The organism is Streptomyces sp. NRRL F-5126 (assembly GCF_000721265.1).
Classification (GTDB): Bacteria; Actinomycetota; Actinomycetes; order Streptomycetales; family Streptomycetaceae; genus Streptomyces.
The window spans coordinates 52,693-66,908 of sequence record NZ_JOFZ01000011.1; the positions used below are offsets into that span (position 1 = coordinate 52,693).

The 14,216-nt window shown below is 71.9% G+C and carries 14 protein-coding genes; 5 read left to right on the top strand and 9 right to left on the bottom strand.

All coding sequences use genetic code 11. The features are described 5' to 3' along the window. Position 1 precedes the first annotated feature (1 nt). From IH48_RS0123555 to IH48_RS0123565, 3 genes are all read right to left on the bottom strand, one after another. Positions 2 to 856 (bottom strand): ABC transporter permease, encoded by an 855-nt coding sequence (locus IH48_RS0123555; RefSeq protein ID WP_030908103.1) that lies wholly within the window; start codon positions 854 to 856, stop codon positions 2 to 4. Beyond that, complete coding sequence (locus IH48_RS0123560) at positions 853 to 3,696, bottom strand: alpha/beta fold hydrolase (protein ID WP_078849972.1); 2,844 nt, start codon at positions 3,694 to 3,696, stop codon at positions 853 to 855. Before IH48_RS0123560 ends, IH48_RS0123555 begins: the two co-directional genes overlap by 4 nt. A gap of 201 nt (positions 3,697 to 3,897) precedes the next feature. Beyond that, complete coding sequence (locus IH48_RS0123565) at positions 3,898 to 4,590, bottom strand: GntR family transcriptional regulator (protein ID WP_030908109.1); 693 nt, start codon at positions 4,588 to 4,590, stop codon at positions 3,898 to 3,900. Between the two features lie 145 nt (positions 4,591 to 4,735). Between IH48_RS0123565 and IH48_RS0123570 the strand changes: the two genes are divergently transcribed. After that, positions 4,736 to 5,638: an SCO6745 family protein gene (locus tag IH48_RS0123570; RefSeq protein WP_030908112.1), complete on the top strand. Its 903-nt coding sequence runs from the start codon at positions 4,736 to 4,738 to the stop codon at positions 5,636 to 5,638. Positions 5,639 to 5,680: 42 nt separating this feature from the next. On the opposite strand, the gene IH48_RS0123575 is transcribed toward IH48_RS0123570, so the two are convergent. The 3 genes from IH48_RS0123575 to IH48_RS0123585 all read right to left on the bottom strand — a co-directional run bounded on the left by IH48_RS0123575 (position 5,681) and on the right by IH48_RS0123585 (position 8,039). Beyond that, positions 5,681 to 6,727 (bottom strand): hypothetical protein, encoded by a 1,047-nt coding sequence (locus IH48_RS0123575; protein ID WP_051840520.1) that lies wholly within the window; start codon positions 6,725 to 6,727, stop codon positions 5,681 to 5,683. A 264-nt stretch (positions 6,728 to 6,991) separates the two neighbouring features. Further along, positions 6,992 to 7,216: a DUF397 domain-containing protein gene (locus IH48_RS0123580; protein ID WP_051840440.1), complete on the bottom strand. Its 225-nt coding sequence runs from the start codon at positions 7,214 to 7,216 to the stop codon at positions 6,992 to 6,994. Further along, positions 7,197 to 8,039, bottom strand: coding sequence for a helix-turn-helix domain-containing protein (locus IH48_RS0123585; protein ID WP_107059357.1), 843 nt, complete (start codon positions 8,037 to 8,039; stop codon positions 7,197 to 7,199). The genes IH48_RS0123580 and IH48_RS0123585 overlap by 20 nt, the downstream gene beginning before the upstream one ends. 130 nt (positions 8,040 to 8,169) lie before the next feature. On the opposite strand from IH48_RS0123585, the gene IH48_RS0123590 reads away from it, so the two are divergent. Together IH48_RS0123590 and IH48_RS0123595 are read left to right on the top strand one after the other, a co-directional pair. Beyond that, positions 8,170 to 8,427 carry a hypothetical protein gene (locus tag IH48_RS0123590; RefSeq protein ID WP_051840442.1) on the top strand — a complete coding sequence of 86 codons (258 nt, stop codon included), beginning with the start codon at positions 8,170 to 8,172 and terminating at the stop codon, positions 8,425 to 8,427. Then, entirely contained in the window at positions 8,424 to 8,636 is a 213-nt protein-coding gene (locus IH48_RS0123595) for a hypothetical protein (RefSeq protein ID WP_051840444.1), read from the top strand. The genes IH48_RS0123590 and IH48_RS0123595 overlap by 4 nt, the downstream gene beginning before the upstream one ends. A gap of 15 nt (positions 8,637 to 8,651) precedes the next feature. Here IH48_RS0123595 and IH48_RS0123600 read toward each other — a convergent pair whose 3' ends face one another. Then, positions 8,652 to 9,704, bottom strand: coding sequence for an aldo/keto reductase (locus IH48_RS0123600; protein WP_030908129.1), 1,053 nt, complete (start codon positions 9,702 to 9,704; stop codon positions 8,652 to 8,654). A gap of 176 nt (positions 9,705 to 9,880) precedes the next feature. Between IH48_RS0123600 and IH48_RS0123605 the strand changes: the two genes are divergently transcribed. Further along, positions 9,881 to 10,468: a TetR/AcrR family transcriptional regulator gene (locus tag IH48_RS0123605; protein ID WP_030908132.1), complete on the top strand. Its 588-nt coding sequence runs from the start codon at positions 9,881 to 9,883 to the stop codon at positions 10,466 to 10,468. A 20-nt stretch (positions 10,469 to 10,488) separates the two neighbouring features. Here the strand turns inward: IH48_RS0123605 and IH48_RS0123610 are convergent, their stop codons facing one another. Continuing rightward, positions 10,489 to 11,361 carry a helix-turn-helix transcriptional regulator gene (locus IH48_RS0123610; RefSeq protein WP_030908136.1) on the bottom strand — a complete coding sequence of 291 codons (873 nt, stop codon included), beginning with the start codon at positions 11,359 to 11,361 and terminating at the stop codon, positions 10,489 to 10,491. A 114-nt stretch (positions 11,362 to 11,475) separates the two neighbouring features. Here IH48_RS0123610 and IH48_RS0123615 point away from each other — a divergent pair, with 114 nt between their 5' ends. Beyond that, positions 11,476 to 12,048, top strand: a complete 573-nt coding sequence (locus tag IH48_RS0123615; RefSeq protein WP_030908137.1) for a TetR/AcrR family transcriptional regulator — start codon at positions 11,476 to 11,478, stop codon at positions 12,046 to 12,048. Between the two features lie 45 nt (positions 12,049 to 12,093). Here the strand turns inward: IH48_RS0123615 and htpG are convergent, their stop codons facing one another. Beyond that, positions 12,094 to 14,049: a molecular chaperone HtpG gene (htpG, locus tag IH48_RS0123620; RefSeq protein ID WP_030908139.1), complete on the bottom strand. Its 1,956-nt coding sequence runs from the start codon at positions 14,047 to 14,049 to the stop codon at positions 12,094 to 12,096. Positions 14,050 to 14,216: the final 167 nt, after the last annotated feature.

The window sequence follows — 14,216 nt, forward strand, 5'->3', positions numbered from 1 at the left end:
CCTACGACACGATGTCCTTGCGTGCGAACCCGCGGAACGCGAGGGCGAACAGCACCAGCGCGTACGCCACCGACACCGCGGAGCCCTTGAGCATCCCCGACCACTCCAGTTGCGGCTGGAGCGCGTCGATCCACGCGAACTGCCAGTGCGCGGGCAGGAACTGCCGCCAGTGGCCGAGCGCGGTCACCGCGTCGAGCACATTGCCGACGATGGTCAGCCCGACCGCGCCGCCGACCGCGCCCAGTGGCGCGTCCGTCTTCGTGGAGAGCCAGAACGCGAGGCCCGCCGTAACCAGTTGGGACACGAACACGAACGCGACCACCAGGGCGAGCCGGGGCAGCGCCTGTCCAAGAGACAGTTGGCCTCCCGTGGGCAGCTCCAGCGGGCCCCCGCCGTAGGCGGCGGTGCCGACGGCCAGCGCGACGAGCGGCAGCACCACCATCGCGGCGGCGCTCATCCACAGCGCCACCAGCAGTTTGCTCACCAGCAGCCGCGACCGCGGCACGGGGGCCGCGAGCAGGTAGCGCAGCGACGACCAGCCCGCCTCCGAGGCGACGGTGTCCCCGCAGAACAGCGCGACCGGCACGACGAGCAGGAACCCGGCCGACACGAACAGGGCCGTCGCCGCGAAGTTGGCCCCCGAGCGCGTGGCCGTAGCCATCAGCGTCAGCTGCCCGTCCGCCCCGCCGGGCGTGCCGCCGACGGCGAACGCGGCGGCGAGGACGAACGGCAGCAGCGCGAGCACGAGACCCATCACGAGCGTCCTGCGCCGCTTCAGCTGCCGCACCGTCTCGACCCTGAACGGCAGGGTTCGGCGGGCACGGTAGCCGGGGGCCGACTGGGTGAGCGCGCTCATGCCTGGTCTCCTGGGACCGTGGATTCCTCGTGGACGCGCGCACCGGCGCTGCCGGCGTCGTCCGCCGTGCCGCCCCCGTTTGAGATGAGGGTGAGGAACGCGTCCTCAAGGCGGCGGTGGGGGCCCAGGCCCGTCAGCCGCACGTCGAGCCGCAGCAACTCCGTCACCAGCGCGTTCGTCGTCGCGCCCGCGAGCCGCACCAGCAGGCCCGCTTCCGTACCCACGGCGGACGCGACGCCGGGCAGCGCGGCGACCGCCCCGACCGCGGCATCGGGCACCTGGCCCTCGGTGGTGACGAGCAGCGTGTCCCCCGACCCGGTGATCTCGGTGACGGGGCCCGCCTGCACGAGCTGCCCGCGGTGCATGACGACCAGATGCGTGCAGGACTGCTCGACCTCCGACAGCAGGTGGCTGGAGACGATCACCGTCCTGCCGTCGGCCGCGTACTTGATCATCACGTCGCGCATCTCGCGGATCTGCGGCGGGTCGAGGCCGTTCGTCGGCTCGTCGAGGATCAGCAGATCAGGCAGGCCCAGCATGGCCTGCGCGATGGCGAGCCGCTGCCGCATGCCCTGCGAGTACGTGCGCACGGCACGCGCCAGCGCGTCGCCGAGACCGGCGATCTCCAGCGCCTCCTCGATGTGCGCGTCCTGCGCGGGACGGCCCGTGGCACGCCAGTACAGCTCCAGGTTGGCCCGCCCCGTCAGGTGCGGCAGGAACCCCGCGCCCTCCACGAACGAGCCGACGCGCGAGAGCACGGGCGCGCCCGGCCGCACGGCGTGCCCGAAGATCCTCGCCTCGCCCGCGTCGGGGGCGATCAGCCCCATCAGCATGCGCAGCGTGGTCGTCTTGCCCGCGCCGTTGGGCCCGAGCAGCCCGAGCACCTGGCCCCTCTCCACGCGGAAGGACAGGTCGCGCACCGCGTACCGATCGGCCGACTTCGCGTAGCGCTTCGTCAGCCCCGTGATCTGCAGGGGCACCTCGGCGAGCGCGGGATCCGGCGCCGGGACGGCGCCCCGCCGCCGCGCACCCAGCAGCAGCGCCGCCGCGACGACCAGCCCCGCCGCCGGCAGCCCCCACACCCACCAGGGCAGCGGCGCCGCGCCGGTCGTCAGGGCGGGGTCGGTCGGCACGGAGAGGGAGCCGCCCGCGAGGGAGGCCGTGTACGTGGCGGGGGCGGCGGGCGAGGCGTACCCGAGGTCGGTGGCGGCCAGGACGACTTCCAGCCGGTGCCCGGCGGGCACCTGGTGGTCGACGGCGGGCAGCGTCACGGTGACGGTCCTGCCGTGCTTCGCGCCGTCGACGCGCACCGGGGTGACCAGCTGCGAGGGCAGCACCCGACCGCCGCCCGGCGCGACGTCGTACACCTTGCCGAACAGCACGGCCTGCCCGGTGGACGAGGCGACCTTGACCCGCACGGTCGGCGACCCGGTGATCCGCAGCGAGTGCGTGAGCGGCCTCGACTCGAACCGGGCGTACTGCCCGGGGAAGTCGAAGGACAGCCCGAGCCCGGCGGCGGCCAGCTGCCCGGCCGCACCTCCCGAGGACCCACCGCCGTCGCCGGAGCCACCGGCCCCGCCACCGGACGCGCCGCCCCCGGACGAGCCGTTCCCCGATGAGCCCGAACCCGCCCCGGTGGCGAACGCGCCGAGTCCGCCGAGCCCGGGAACCGCGGAGATCGACGGCGGGTTGCCGCCCGCCGGGTTCGCGAACGACTGCGTGCCGCCCGTCAGCTCGATGCGCTTCGGGTCGCCGCGCAGCCCCGGGTAGCGGTCCGCTTCCGCGCCCCGCAGCTCGGCCGCGCCGTCGGTGGAGTCGATGCCGCCGGTGCGCGTGACCCGGAACGCGGGCCCGGTGTCGACGCTCTTGTCACCCTTCAAGTAGCGGTCGAACCAAGCCGACACCCGCCCCTCGACACGGCTCGTCTCCTGATCTCCGCCGTCGTGGCCGCCCGACATCCAGTCGACGGACACGGGCGCGCCGCCCAGCGCGATGGCCTTCGCCATCGCGTCCGCCTGGCCGAGCGGGAACAGCGAATCCGTCTGGCCCTGCACGATCAGCGACGGCACGTCGATACGGTCGGCGACGGCCGACGGGCTGCGCTTCTCCAGCAGCGCCCGGTCGGCGGGCGTCTCCTTCCCCGCCACGGCGATGCGCTGGTACAGCTCGCACAGGCTCGCCTCGAAGCGCCCGCAGCCGCCGCCCGAGGAGAAGAAGATCCCGGCCCACAGCTTCTTGAACACCCCGCCGGGCAGCAGCGCGTCCGCGAGGTTCCAGTACGTGATCTCCGGCGCGATCGCGTCCACGCGCCGGTCGTATCCGGCCGCGAGCAGGGAGATCGCCCCGCCGTACGAGGCGCCGGTGACGCCGACCCGGGGATCGCCAGGCCCGTCGAGCTCGACCTGCGGCTGCCGAGCGAGCCAGTCGATCAGCCGCGAGACGTCCTTGACTTCATGCGCGGGATCGTTCAGGCCGATCTTCCCGGTGGACCTGCCGAACCCGCGCGACGACCACGTCAGCACCGCGTACCCGTCACGCGCGAGCCGTTCGGCCTCGCCCCGCACGTCCGCCTTGCTGCCGCCGAACCCGTGCGCCAGCAGCACGGCGGGCCGCCGCCCGCCGCCACCCTGATCGCTGTCCGCGACGAAGTAGGAGGTGTCGATCCGGGCCCCCGGCATGTCCATGAACCGGTCCGACCGGTGCACGACCGGCGCGCCGCCACCGCCCGTAGCGGCGACGGCCGTCCACGTCCCGCCGCCGACGAGCACGACGAGGACGGCCACCAGCATCGCGGTCCACCGCGTGCGCAGCCCGAGCCGTCGAGGGATTCGGATCTCCATGCCGACGACTGTACGGGCCGCCACTGACAGTGACGACGTACCCGGGTCGCAACCCGGCGGCCGCTCGGGCCCTCCCATCGGCGTACGCCCCCGAAGTGCGCGTACCGCAGGCGGAGTACGTGGAGGCGAGCACCCGCGGGGACTCCTACGGCCGGTTCGAGCTGAGCCTGGTCTCCCTCGACTCGCCGTTGTGGCGTGGGCCTAGGTGCTCCGGCCTTGACCATCGGTCAGAACTGCCGCTGTCAAAGTGAGGTGCCTGACGAGGACGGCGGTCGCGGTGTCGGCATCGCGGGCCAGCGCCGCCTCCTCCAGGCTGCGGTGCTCCTCGGCGCCGTCGCGGCCGGGGTTGCGGTGCGCCGACCAACGGCGAGCCAGCTCGCTCGCGGTCCACAACCGGTCGAAGGTCTCCAGCAGCGCGCGGTTGCCGCATCCGTCAAGCAGCGTGCGGTGGAAGGCCCTGTGGGCCTCGGCCCAAGCGCCGGTGTAGTGCGCGCCCTCCTCCGGCACGTAGGCCGGAGTGCGCACGAGACGATGGTGGGCAGCCCGCACACGTGCCTCCCAGTCGACATCGCCGCGCTCGATGGACATACGCAGTACCACCGGTTCGATGCTCCGGCGGGCTTCCGCGATCTCCTGCCAGCGGTGGTCGGAGAAGGCCGGGACCGCGAAACCGCGGTTGGGCAGCCGGTCGGCGAGCCCCTCGCCGACCACCCGTACAAGTGCCTCACGCACCACAGCCAGGCTCACACCCTGCTCCTTGGCAAGGTCCTGCGGCTTGAGGGGGCTGCCAGGAGAGTGGTCCCCGCGCATGATCGCGTCCCGCAGATGTGCGTAGACCTGTTCGGAGAGCATCTGCTTCCCCGGCGGGGTCGAGGACTGCACCGTTCGAGCCATGGGGTCATCGTAGACGATCGCCCGAATAATCGATTATTACTGCTACAGTCGATTCTTGTGGTCGGGAGGACATCCTCGCCCGGAAAAGACCAGTGCCGAAACGCCCGCCTGACAGCGCGGCCCACCCCTCGGAGACGCCACCGCCATGCACGACGACACCCTTCCCGCTCCCGACTCCGCCCGTACCGGCGACGGTCCGATGGACCTGAACGCCGTCCGGGACGTCAGCCGCGCCGTCAGCGCCGCCCACCTGTTCATCTACCTCTGCCCCGAGACCGCCGAGGAGGCGGCCGGGCTCGGCGTGACCGACCGCGGGCCGGCATACCTGGCATTCCGGTCGGCTGCGATGGGCCCGGTTCCGTGGCAGGTCACGCTCGCGGCCTTCTACAACTTCAGCCCGCGGGCAGTGCGGGCCATGGCGGGCGTATGGGACGCCGCATCGCCCGAGCGGTGGCAGGCGGCCCGCTTCGCGGCCGCCGGCCGTGCGATGCGGCGCGTCAACGCGCGTCTCAGTGACAACCGCCTCGCCGAGGCGCGTTCGCTGATCGATCCGGTCGTCTCCGGCGCCGACTACGCCGGCAAGGTGCTGGCCGCCGCGAATGCCTCGGTCGCGCTTCCCTCCGATCCTCTTGTCGCGCTCTGGCAGCAGATCACGGTGGTGCGCGAGTGGCGCGGCGACGCCCATCTCGTCGTACTCGCCGACAACGGCCTCGGGCCGTGCGACTGCCTTGTTCTGCACACCGCGACGGGTCGCCTCCCGACAGCTCTCGCGAGAACGACCCGCCAGTGGGACGACGAGGAGTGGAGCGGGGCGACGGCACGCCTCATCGCGCGCGGCTGGCTCGACTCCGACGCTGTACTCACCGAGGCCGGCAGTGCGGCACGCGAGCGCATCGAAATGGAAACGGACGAGCATTGCGCCGCGTTGTGGGCGCCGATCGGCAATACGGGCGCCCGCCGATTCGCCTCGCTCATCGCACCGATCGCCAACGCGTTCACGGAGGCCGGGACGTTTGAGGCCGTCCATGGACGGCCTGGTCTCGCCTGAGCGACCGTGCCCTGCCCACGCCGCATCCGGGCGGCGTGCCCTTCACATCCGCCCGTCAGGCCCCCACAGGTGCTGGCCGTGCGGCGTACGGGTCAGCCCGAACTCGTAGACGGAGGGCGCTCCGGCGTCCTGCCACCGCCGCCACGCCTCCCTGACCTCGTCCGCGAGGCGGCGGGATCCGCCCTGGCGTGTGCGGGCGCCGTTCATGACGGCCCATGAGGCGCGCCCGTCGTGCAGCCGGGCGACGATGCCTCCGCTGCCGTCTCGCTGCTCGGTCGTCACCCGCACCTCGGGCAGCAGCACTCGGACCGCGAAGAGGGTGTTGCCGTCGAGGTGCAGCGGGGTGGAATCCCACTCGGTGGCCGATTCGACGAAGTCGGGTGCAGCGGCTTGCACTTGGGAGAACGTCTGCCCCTGGTCCGTGCCCCGGGCCGGCATGAACGCGGCGAGGCCCTGCATCCAGCCGGTGGCGGAACGCCCGTCCTCGGCCACCGTCAGCGCGACGTGGCCGAGCCGTCCCCACGGGACGACGATCCGCCCGCCGGGCCGCACCTGCTCGACCCAGGCCCAGGGCACCTCGTCCACGGCGTACGTGGAGACGAGCCGGTCATAGGGTGCGCCGTCGGGCCATCCAACGGCCCCGTCGCCAAGCACCACTTCCGCGCGGCCGTCGAGCCGGTCCCTCGCGGCGCCGGCGAGCCCGGGCTCCACCTCGACGCTGGTGACGAGCCCGTCCCCGGCGCGCGCGGCGAGCAGCGCGGCGTTCCAGCCGCTTCCGGTGCCGAGTTCGAGGACGCGGTGGCCGGGCTCGACGACGAGGGAGTCGAGCATGTCCGCGACGACCGACACGCACGAGATGCTGGATGCCGCGAACCCGTCGACGACGTCAATGACGGTCGCGTCGTACGGGTCCGGGTAGACGGCGTCGGCCCACGCGCTGGGGTCGCGGTCGCGGTCGACTGTGGTGTAGACGGCCGCGTGGCCGTCCCAGACGCGGACGGCGGCGGGGGCGTATCGGTCACGGGGAGTGCGGAGCACGGCCTGGCGGACCCAGGGGGAATCGGGGGGCCAGAGGCCCCCGTCATCCATGGCGTCCACCATCCGCCGCCGCGCGGCGGGCAGCGACAAGGGGCTCACTTCCTCCGCTTGCCGGTGGGCGGCGGTGGGTTGGGAACCTTGCTGTCCGAGTTGCCGGGCGGCGGCTTGCCTTGAGAGGTGTCGGGCTCGGGCTTGCGGTGATCGGACATGGCGCCTCCTCGTTTCTCTGAGTGACTAGAGCTTCACCCTACGAGGCCAACAGGCGGGAAGGGCAGGTCAACGGCCCTACAGCCGGCTTGTTGTACGCGGCGGTGATCAGCCGCCGAGGCCGCCCTTGGCTCTGGCGACGAAGGCCGCCCACGCGCGGGGCGCGAAGGCGAGGACGGGGTCGCCGGGGGCGACGGCCTTGCTGTCGCGGACCGGCACAACACCCAGGATGTTGTCCGCGACCTCGACGCAGTTGTCGGAATTCCCGGAGCTGTAGGAGCTCTTACGCCAAACGGCCGGGTCCAGAGGCTGTTCAATCCGCACTTGCGCCATCCTCGATTGCCGACTCGATCAGGGCCAGGGACTCCTGCGTCGACAGCGCAGCAGACCTGGCGAGATTGTAAGTCACATCAGCCTCCTGCACTGTTGCCGGATCATCGATCAACTCGCCCAGTTGGTGCGCCTCCGAGTAGGCCACGGGTGGAGCGTCATCGAAGGTCATGAGCTTGAGCGAGGCGCCGATCGGCGGTGCCCCAGCCGCGAACGGGAGCACCTGCAAGCCGATGCGCCGCGCCTTGATCAGCTTGGCGATGTGCAGCAGTTGCCGCCGCATCACCGCCGGACCACCGCACTGCTGGCGAAGCACAGCCTCGCTGATGACCGCCCAATAGGTCGGCTGGGCCGGATCGTGCAGCATCTCCGCACGGCTGATGCGAGCCTCCGTCCACTCACGGACAACGCCCTCGGGCAGCGCGGGGTGCGCGGCAAGGAACAACGACCGTGCGTATTCCGGGGTCTGGAGGAGCCCCGGCACGAAGACGGACTCGTACTCGCGCAGCGAGACAGCCAGGCTCTCCAGGTACTGGACCTGCGTGAAGTAGCTCTCGAAGACGGTGCGATTGATGAGCTCCTCGCACATGCGCCCGAAGTACCCGTCCGTCCCCAGTACCTCGTCGAACCGCTGCGCCAGCTCAAGCTGCGGCTTGCGGATCGCCTGCTCGAACTGGCCGATGTACGAGCCCGAGCAGTACGCGCGGTCCCCTAACTCCTGCTGCTTCAGGCCCGCCGCCTCGCGCCTGCGGCGCAGTTCCGAACCGAAGAACTCCCAGCCGAACCTCGGGCGCGGGAACATCGACGGTTTGTCGCTCGTGGTCATGCCTGACCCTTTCCATCGTGCAGATGCGTTGTGCCCGTGTCATCCCTGTTGAGCGTAGCGGCGATTGCCCCAGCATGAACACGAAACGTAGCGACAGCTCACGCAGAGCACGGAAGGCGACGGATTCCTCATGCCCGAACACACCGCACACCTCCCCGACGACGGCGCCGCCGCCGCATGGCACGACGCGGCGGCCGCGACGAGCGCGCTCCAATGGGCCCTGTCCGAGCGCGGGATCGTGTTGCCGTCGCTCGGGCCCGATCCGCTCGGGCCGGTGGCCGGTGTGAACCTGGTCGAACTCGGCCGCGTACGGCCGGACGTGGCGATCGCGCTCGCCGGCGCCCTCACGTGCCGCGAGCAGGACGCCACCGACAGGCGGACGACGTGAGGCCGCAGCCCGGAACGCTCGTGCGGGACACCGCGACCGGGCGGCTCGGGCTCGTACTGCGCAGCACGGTCGAGTCCGTGCGCCTGCTGCCCCTGCGTGACGGGACGTGCTGGGCGGCTGCGGTGACGGACGTCCGCGCACTCTCGATGCGCGAGGCCCTCAGCGCGCGGCTCGCGCTCGTCAACGCACGGCGTACATGGGGGAAGTGACGCCCGGCGGGCGGCTCACCGCGCGCCCACAACCCTGCGGCGGCGCGCCGGGTCCGCGAGGAGTGCCGCGTTGTACCGCGTGTCGTCCGGGTTGAGGTCGACGCCGGGCGCCACCACGCGGTCGATGCGGTCGAGTACGGCGGGCTCCAGCTCGACGTCCGCCGCGTCGAGCTGGCCCCGCAGGTGCTCGGCCGTGCGGGGGCCGATGATCGCCGCCGTCACCGCCGGGTGCGTGGTGACGAACGCCAGCGCCAACTGGACGAGCGTCAGGCCGGCTTCGTCCGCGATACCGGCGAGCTCCGTGGCGGCGTCGAGCTTCGCCTGGTTGGCGGGGACGTCCAGGTCGTAATGGGCGGTGGTGGTCCGGAACGGCATCGTGCCGGTGCGGTGGCTGGACGGATCCGCCGCACCCCGGCGCCAGCGGCCCGACAGCCAGCCCCCGGCGAGCGGGCTCCAGGCGAGCACGCCCATTCGGTGGGCCTCGCAGGTGGGCAGCACGTCGGTCTCGATACCCCTGGTCAGGAGCGAGTACGGCGGCTGTTCGCACACGAAGCGCTCGCGCTGTCGCCGCTCCGCCGTCCACTGGGCCTCCACGATCGTCGAGGCGGCGAACGTCGACGAGCCGGCGTAGCGGATCTTGCCCGCACGGACGAGGTCGGACAGGGCGCCGAGGGTCTCGTCCAGGTCGGCGTGGGGGTCGGGCCTGTGCACCTGGTAGAGGTCGATGTGGTCGGTGCCCAGGCGGCGCAGGCTCGCCTCGCAGGCCTGGACGATCCAGCGCCGCGACGCCCCGCGCTCGTTGATGCCGGGGCCCATCGGACTCGACACCTTGGTCGCGAGGACGACCTCGTCGCGCCTTCCGGCGATGGCCTTGCCGACGATCGTCTCGGACTCGCCGTCCGAGTACACGTCGGCGGTGTCGACGATGTTGACGCCCGCGTCGAGCGCGGTGCGGATGAGGGCGATCGAGTCGTCGTGGTCGGGGTTGCCCCACTTCCCGAACATCATCGCGCCGAGGCACAACGAGCTGACCTGGACCCCTGTGCCGCCCAGCGTGCGGTATCGCATGGTGTGGACGCCCTTTCGTGTACGCGGCGGCGCGACGAGCGCGAAGGGACGGGCCCTCGGCCGCCTGCTAACGTCTCAGTAGGCGGAGTCGGCTCCGCTTACTCTCCACCACGATAAGCGGAGTCGGCTCCGCATAGCAAGCGGCGCCGCAAGCAGCGGCCCAGAGGGAGGCACGCATGACCGGTCGCACCGCCCGCCCGCCACGGGCGGACGCACGCGCCAACGAGGACAAGCTGCTCGCCGCGGCCGCCGCCGCCTTCGCCCGGGACGGCGCCGGCGCGACGCTGAAGCAGATCGCGAAGGACGCGGGCGTCGGGATCGGCACGCTGTACCGCCGCTTCCCGAGCCGCGAGCAACTCGTCGACGCCACCTACCGCTACGAGACCGCGCGGCTCGCCACGCGCCCTGCGCCACTGCTCGCCGAACTGCCCGCCGACCGGGCCCTGCGGACGTGGATGTCGGAGGTGCTGGACTACCTGGCCACCAAGCACGGCATGGCCGACACACTGGGGGCCCTGCTGCGGGACGACGCGAACCTGGGCTCGCAGACGCGCCGGCAACTGACGGACGCGGTCGAGGAGTTCCGCGCCGCCGGAACCGCCGGGGGGCTGATCCGGGAGGGCATCCCCTCCCCCGACATCCTCACGGCACTCGCAGGCGTCACCCTCGCCGCAGGCGCCGACCACCAGCGCGAGCAAGCCGAGCGCCTGCTGGACCTGCTGATGGACGGCCTCACCCGGACGACAGGTTGGCGCGCGGGCTGATCGGGCCAGACGGGTGGACGTCAGGGCCGGGCGGCCTCCGGCGCCACCCGGTGCTCGCCGCCCAGCGTCTGCGTGCCGAGTACCGCGAGCAATGCGATCCGGTCGGCGTCCGCCGTGCCCGGCTCCGCCGTGTAGACCATGATGCGCAGGTCCGCGCCCTGGACGGTGAGCACGTCGCAGTCCAGTGTCAGCGCGCCCACCTGCGGGTGGTCGATGGTCTTGCGGGATTCCGGCTGCCCGCCGACCACACCGGCGTCCCACAGCTGGGCGAACCGGCCGCTTCCCGCGCGCAGTTCGGCGATGAGGCGGCGCAGCCGCCCGTCCGAGGGGTAGCGGCTCGCGGTCGCGCGCAGGTCGCCGACCATCGCCTCCTGGAGCGCACGCCGGGACTCCTCCGTGTGGCGCACGCGCCCGGCCGGGCCGAGGAAGTTGCGCCAGACCCCGTTGCGTTCGTTGTCCCGCAAGAGCGACTGGTCGCCCATCAGCGCCGAGTAGAGCGGGTTCGCCAGCAGCAGCGTCCACGCCGCGTCGAAGACCGCGACCGGTGTGCCGGTCATCCTGTCGAGCATCCGCTGGACGCCGGGGGTGATGGACGCGGGGACGGTGCCGCGCCCCGGCGGGACGAGTCCCGCGACATTGAACAGGTGGGCGCGCTCGGGCTGCGACAGCCGCAGCGCTCGGGCCAGCGCCTCGACCACCTGCTCCGACGGGTTGGACGCCCGGCCCTGTTCGAGGCGGGTGACGTAGTCGACGGAGATCCCCGCAAGCAGCGCCAGCTCCTCACGGCGCAGCCCGGCCGCCCGCCGCTGCCCGCCGGCAGGCAGTCCGACCACCTCGGGCGGGACGCGGTCGCGCCAGCGCCGAACCGTCCGCCCGAACTCCGTAGCCGCCATGCCACCACTGTGCACCACCTGCCGGCCGATGTGCCTGGTACCGCTGATCCCAGGGACCGCGTGGGAAGGCTCGACGGGTGATGGGACAATCGTCGCATTGTTATGATCGGGTGCATGCCCCGATGGGAACCCGACGCGCGACAGCGGCTCGTCTCCGCCGCACTGCACCTGTTCTCCGAGCAGGGTTACGACGCGACGACCGTCAGCGAGATCACGCAACGCGCCGGGCTCACCAAGAGCACGTTCTTCCGGCACTTCCCGGACAAGCGGGAGGTGCTCGCCGCTGGTCAGGAGACGCTGTCACGGCTCATGACCGAGGGCATCGCCGCGGCGCCCGAAGGCGCCACTCCGCTGACCGCCGTCGCCGCAGGGCTTGAGCGAGCGGCCGAGGCGATGACGCCGTTCAACCGCGAGCTGGGGCCACGGCTCAGCGCCGTCATCGCGACCAGCGCCGAGCTGCGGGAGCGCGACCAGCTCAAGCACGTCGGCCTCGCCGCGTCCATGGCGGACGCGCTGCGCGCACGCGGCGTGCCCGACCCGGCCGCGACGCTGGCGGCCGAGATGGGCATGCTCGCGTTCAAGGACGCGTTCGCCGCGTGGGTCAAGCCGGACAACGAGCAGGAGCTGGGCGCGCTGGCCCGCGCGGGCCTCGACCGGTTGCAGGGGGCGCTGCCCGAGCTCGGCTGAGCTCGGGCAGCGCCCCAACCGGTGCCAGGTCGAGGGCCCGGTCGATCAGAGGGCGCTCTCCAGGCGCCCGGCCACCAGCGACACGAAGCGCGCCGGATCCGTGAGGCTCCCGCCCTCCGCGAGCAGAGCCATGCCGAGGAGCAGCTCCGCCGTCTCCGCGACGGCCGGATCGTCGGCCCGCTCGCCGTGCGCCGACCGCAGGCCGCCGACAAGACCGTGGTCCGGGTTCAGTTCGAGGATGCGCTTGACGTGCGGCACCTCCTGGCCCATCGCCCGGTACATGGACTCAAGAGCGGGCGTGATGTCGTGCGTGTCGGAGACGACGCAGGCGGGCGAGACCGTGAGGCGTGAGGACAGCCGCACCTCCTTGACCTGCTCGCCGAGGCGCTCGGTCATCCACGCCAGCAGCGACGCGTACTCCTCCTGGCGGCGGCCGCGCTCGTTCTCCGCCTCCTTGCGCTCCTCCTCCGAGCCGAGATCCACCTCGCCCTTGGCGACCGACCGCAGCGCGTGCCCCTCGAACTCGGGTACCGCCTCCACCCACACCTCGTCGACCGGGTCGGTGAGCAGCAGTACCTCGACGCCCTTGGCGCGGAACGCCTCCATGTGCGGGGAGTTCTCGATGGCGCCGCGGGACTCGCCGGTCAGGTAGTAGATGTGGCTCTGCCCCTCCGGCATGCGGTCCACGTACTCCCGCAGCGTGACCGGCTTCTCCGGGTCGTGCGTGGAGGCGAACGAGGACACGGCGAGAATGGCGTCACGGTTGTCCGCGTCGCCGAGCAGCCCCTCCTTCAGCACCGCGCCGAACTCCCGCCAGAACGTGGCGTAGCGGTCGGGCGAGTTCGCCATCATCTCCTTGACGGTCGAGATGATCTTCTTGGCGAGCCGGCGGCGCATCAGCTGGATCTGCCGGTCCTGCTGGAGGATCTCGCGCGAGACGTTGAGCGACAGGTCCTGCGCGTCCACCACGCCCTTGACGAACCGCAGGTAGGACGGGACCAGCGCCTCGCAGTCGTCCATGATGAAGACGCGCTTGACATAGAGCTGGACACCGCGCTGGTAGCCCTGCATGAACATGTCCTGGGGCGCGTGCGCGGGGATGAACAGCAGTGCCTGGTACTCGAACGTGCCCTCGGCCTGGAGCCGTACGGTCTCCAGCGGGTCGGTCCAGTCGTGGCTGATGTGCTTGTACAGCTCGTGGTACTCGTCGTCGCCGACCTCGTCACGCGGACGGGCCCACAACGCCTTCATCGAGTTCAGCGTCTCCGGCTCGGCGGGCTCCGGCTGGGCGGGCTTCGCCTCCGCGCCGTCCGCGCCCGAGTCCTGCGCCGCGCCGTCCGTGGCCCCCGCGGCGGACCGGTCGATCAGCCGGACCGGCCAGGTGATGAAGTCCGAGTAGCGCTTGACGATCTCCCGGATGCGCCACGGGCTGGTGTAGTCGTGCAGCTGGTCCTCGGCGTCCTCCGGCTTGAGGTGCAGCAGGACGCTGGTGCCCTGCGGGGCGTCGTCCACCCTCTCGACGGTGTACGTGCCCTCGCCGGACGACGACCAGCGGGTGCCCTCGGCCTCGCCCGCGCGGCGAGTCAGCAGGGTGACCTCGTCGGCCACCATGAACGCGGCGTAGAACCCGATACCGAACTGGCCGATGAGGTTCTCCGCCTGGCCGCCGCCCTCCTTGAGTTCGCGGACGAACTTGGCCGTACCCGAGTTCGCGATGGTGCCGATGAGCCGCACGACCTCCTCGTGCGACATGCCGATGCCGTTGTCGCGGATCGTGAGCGTGCGCGCCGTCGCGTCGGGCTCGATCTCGACGTGCAGGTCGGACACGTCCTCGCCGAGCGCGTCGTCCCGCAGTGACTCCAACCTCAGCTTGTCCAGGGCGTCCGAGGCGTTGGACACGAGCTCCCGCAGGAACACGTCCTTGTTCGAGTAGACCGAGTGGATCATCATCTGAAGCAGCTGGCGTGCTTCCACCTGAAACTCGAAAGTCTCGGCCGACATGATCGTGCGTTCCTCCTGTGGTTGCCGGGCGGCCTGACGACCGGGTCGGCTGACACGTGTTCACTCGACCCGGCCGCCGACATTCTGTCCTGTCCGTCCGCCCCGTGGACACCCGGCCGCGGTGGGTGGCACCGCGGGGTCCACCTGCCGCACAGGGCGAGCCGCGC

Bases quoted from the DNA above. Each gene is read 5' to 3' on its own strand.
- IH48_RS0123555 (WP_030908103.1), bottom strand. From the start codon at position 856: ATGAGCGCGCTCACCCAGTCGGCCCCCGGCTACCGTGCCCGCCGAACC.
- IH48_RS0123560 (WP_078849972.1), bottom strand. From the start codon at position 3,696: ATGGAGATCCGAATCCCTCGACGGCTCGGGCTGCGCACGCGGTGGACC.
- IH48_RS0123565 (WP_030908109.1), bottom strand. From the start codon at position 4,590: ATGGCTCGAACGGTGCAGTCCTCGACCCCGCCGGGGAAGCAGATGCTC.
- IH48_RS0123570 (WP_030908112.1), top strand. From the start codon at position 4,736: ATGCACGACGACACCCTTCCCGCTCCCGACTCCGCCCGTACCGGCGAC.
- IH48_RS0123575 (WP_051840520.1), bottom strand. From the start codon at position 6,727: ATGGATGACGGGGGCCTCTGGCCCCCCGATTCCCCCTGGGTCCGCCAG.
- IH48_RS0123580 (WP_051840440.1), bottom strand. From the start codon at position 7,216: ATGGCGCAAGTGCGGATTGAACAGCCTCTGGACCCGGCCGTTTGGCGT.
- IH48_RS0123585 (WP_107059357.1), bottom strand. From the start codon at position 8,039: ATGACCACGAGCGACAAACCGTCGATGTTCCCGCGCCCGAGGTTCGGC.
- IH48_RS0123590 (WP_051840442.1), top strand. From the start codon at position 8,170: ATGCCCGAACACACCGCACACCTCCCCGACGACGGCGCCGCCGCCGCA.
- IH48_RS0123600 (WP_030908129.1), bottom strand. From the start codon at position 9,704: ATGCGATACCGCACGCTGGGCGGCACAGGGGTCCAGGTCAGCTCGTTG.
- IH48_RS0123605 (WP_030908132.1), top strand. From the start codon at position 9,881: ATGACCGGTCGCACCGCCCGCCCGCCACGGGCGGACGCACGCGCCAAC.
- IH48_RS0123610 (WP_030908136.1), bottom strand. From the start codon at position 11,361: ATGGCGGCTACGGAGTTCGGGCGGACGGTTCGGCGCTGGCGCGACCGC.
- IH48_RS0123615 (WP_030908137.1), top strand. From the start codon at position 11,476: ATGCCCCGATGGGAACCCGACGCGCGACAGCGGCTCGTCTCCGCCGCA.
- htpG (WP_030908139.1), bottom strand. From the start codon at position 14,049: ATGTCGGCCGAGACTTTCGAGTTTCAGGTGGAAGCACGCCAGCTGCTT.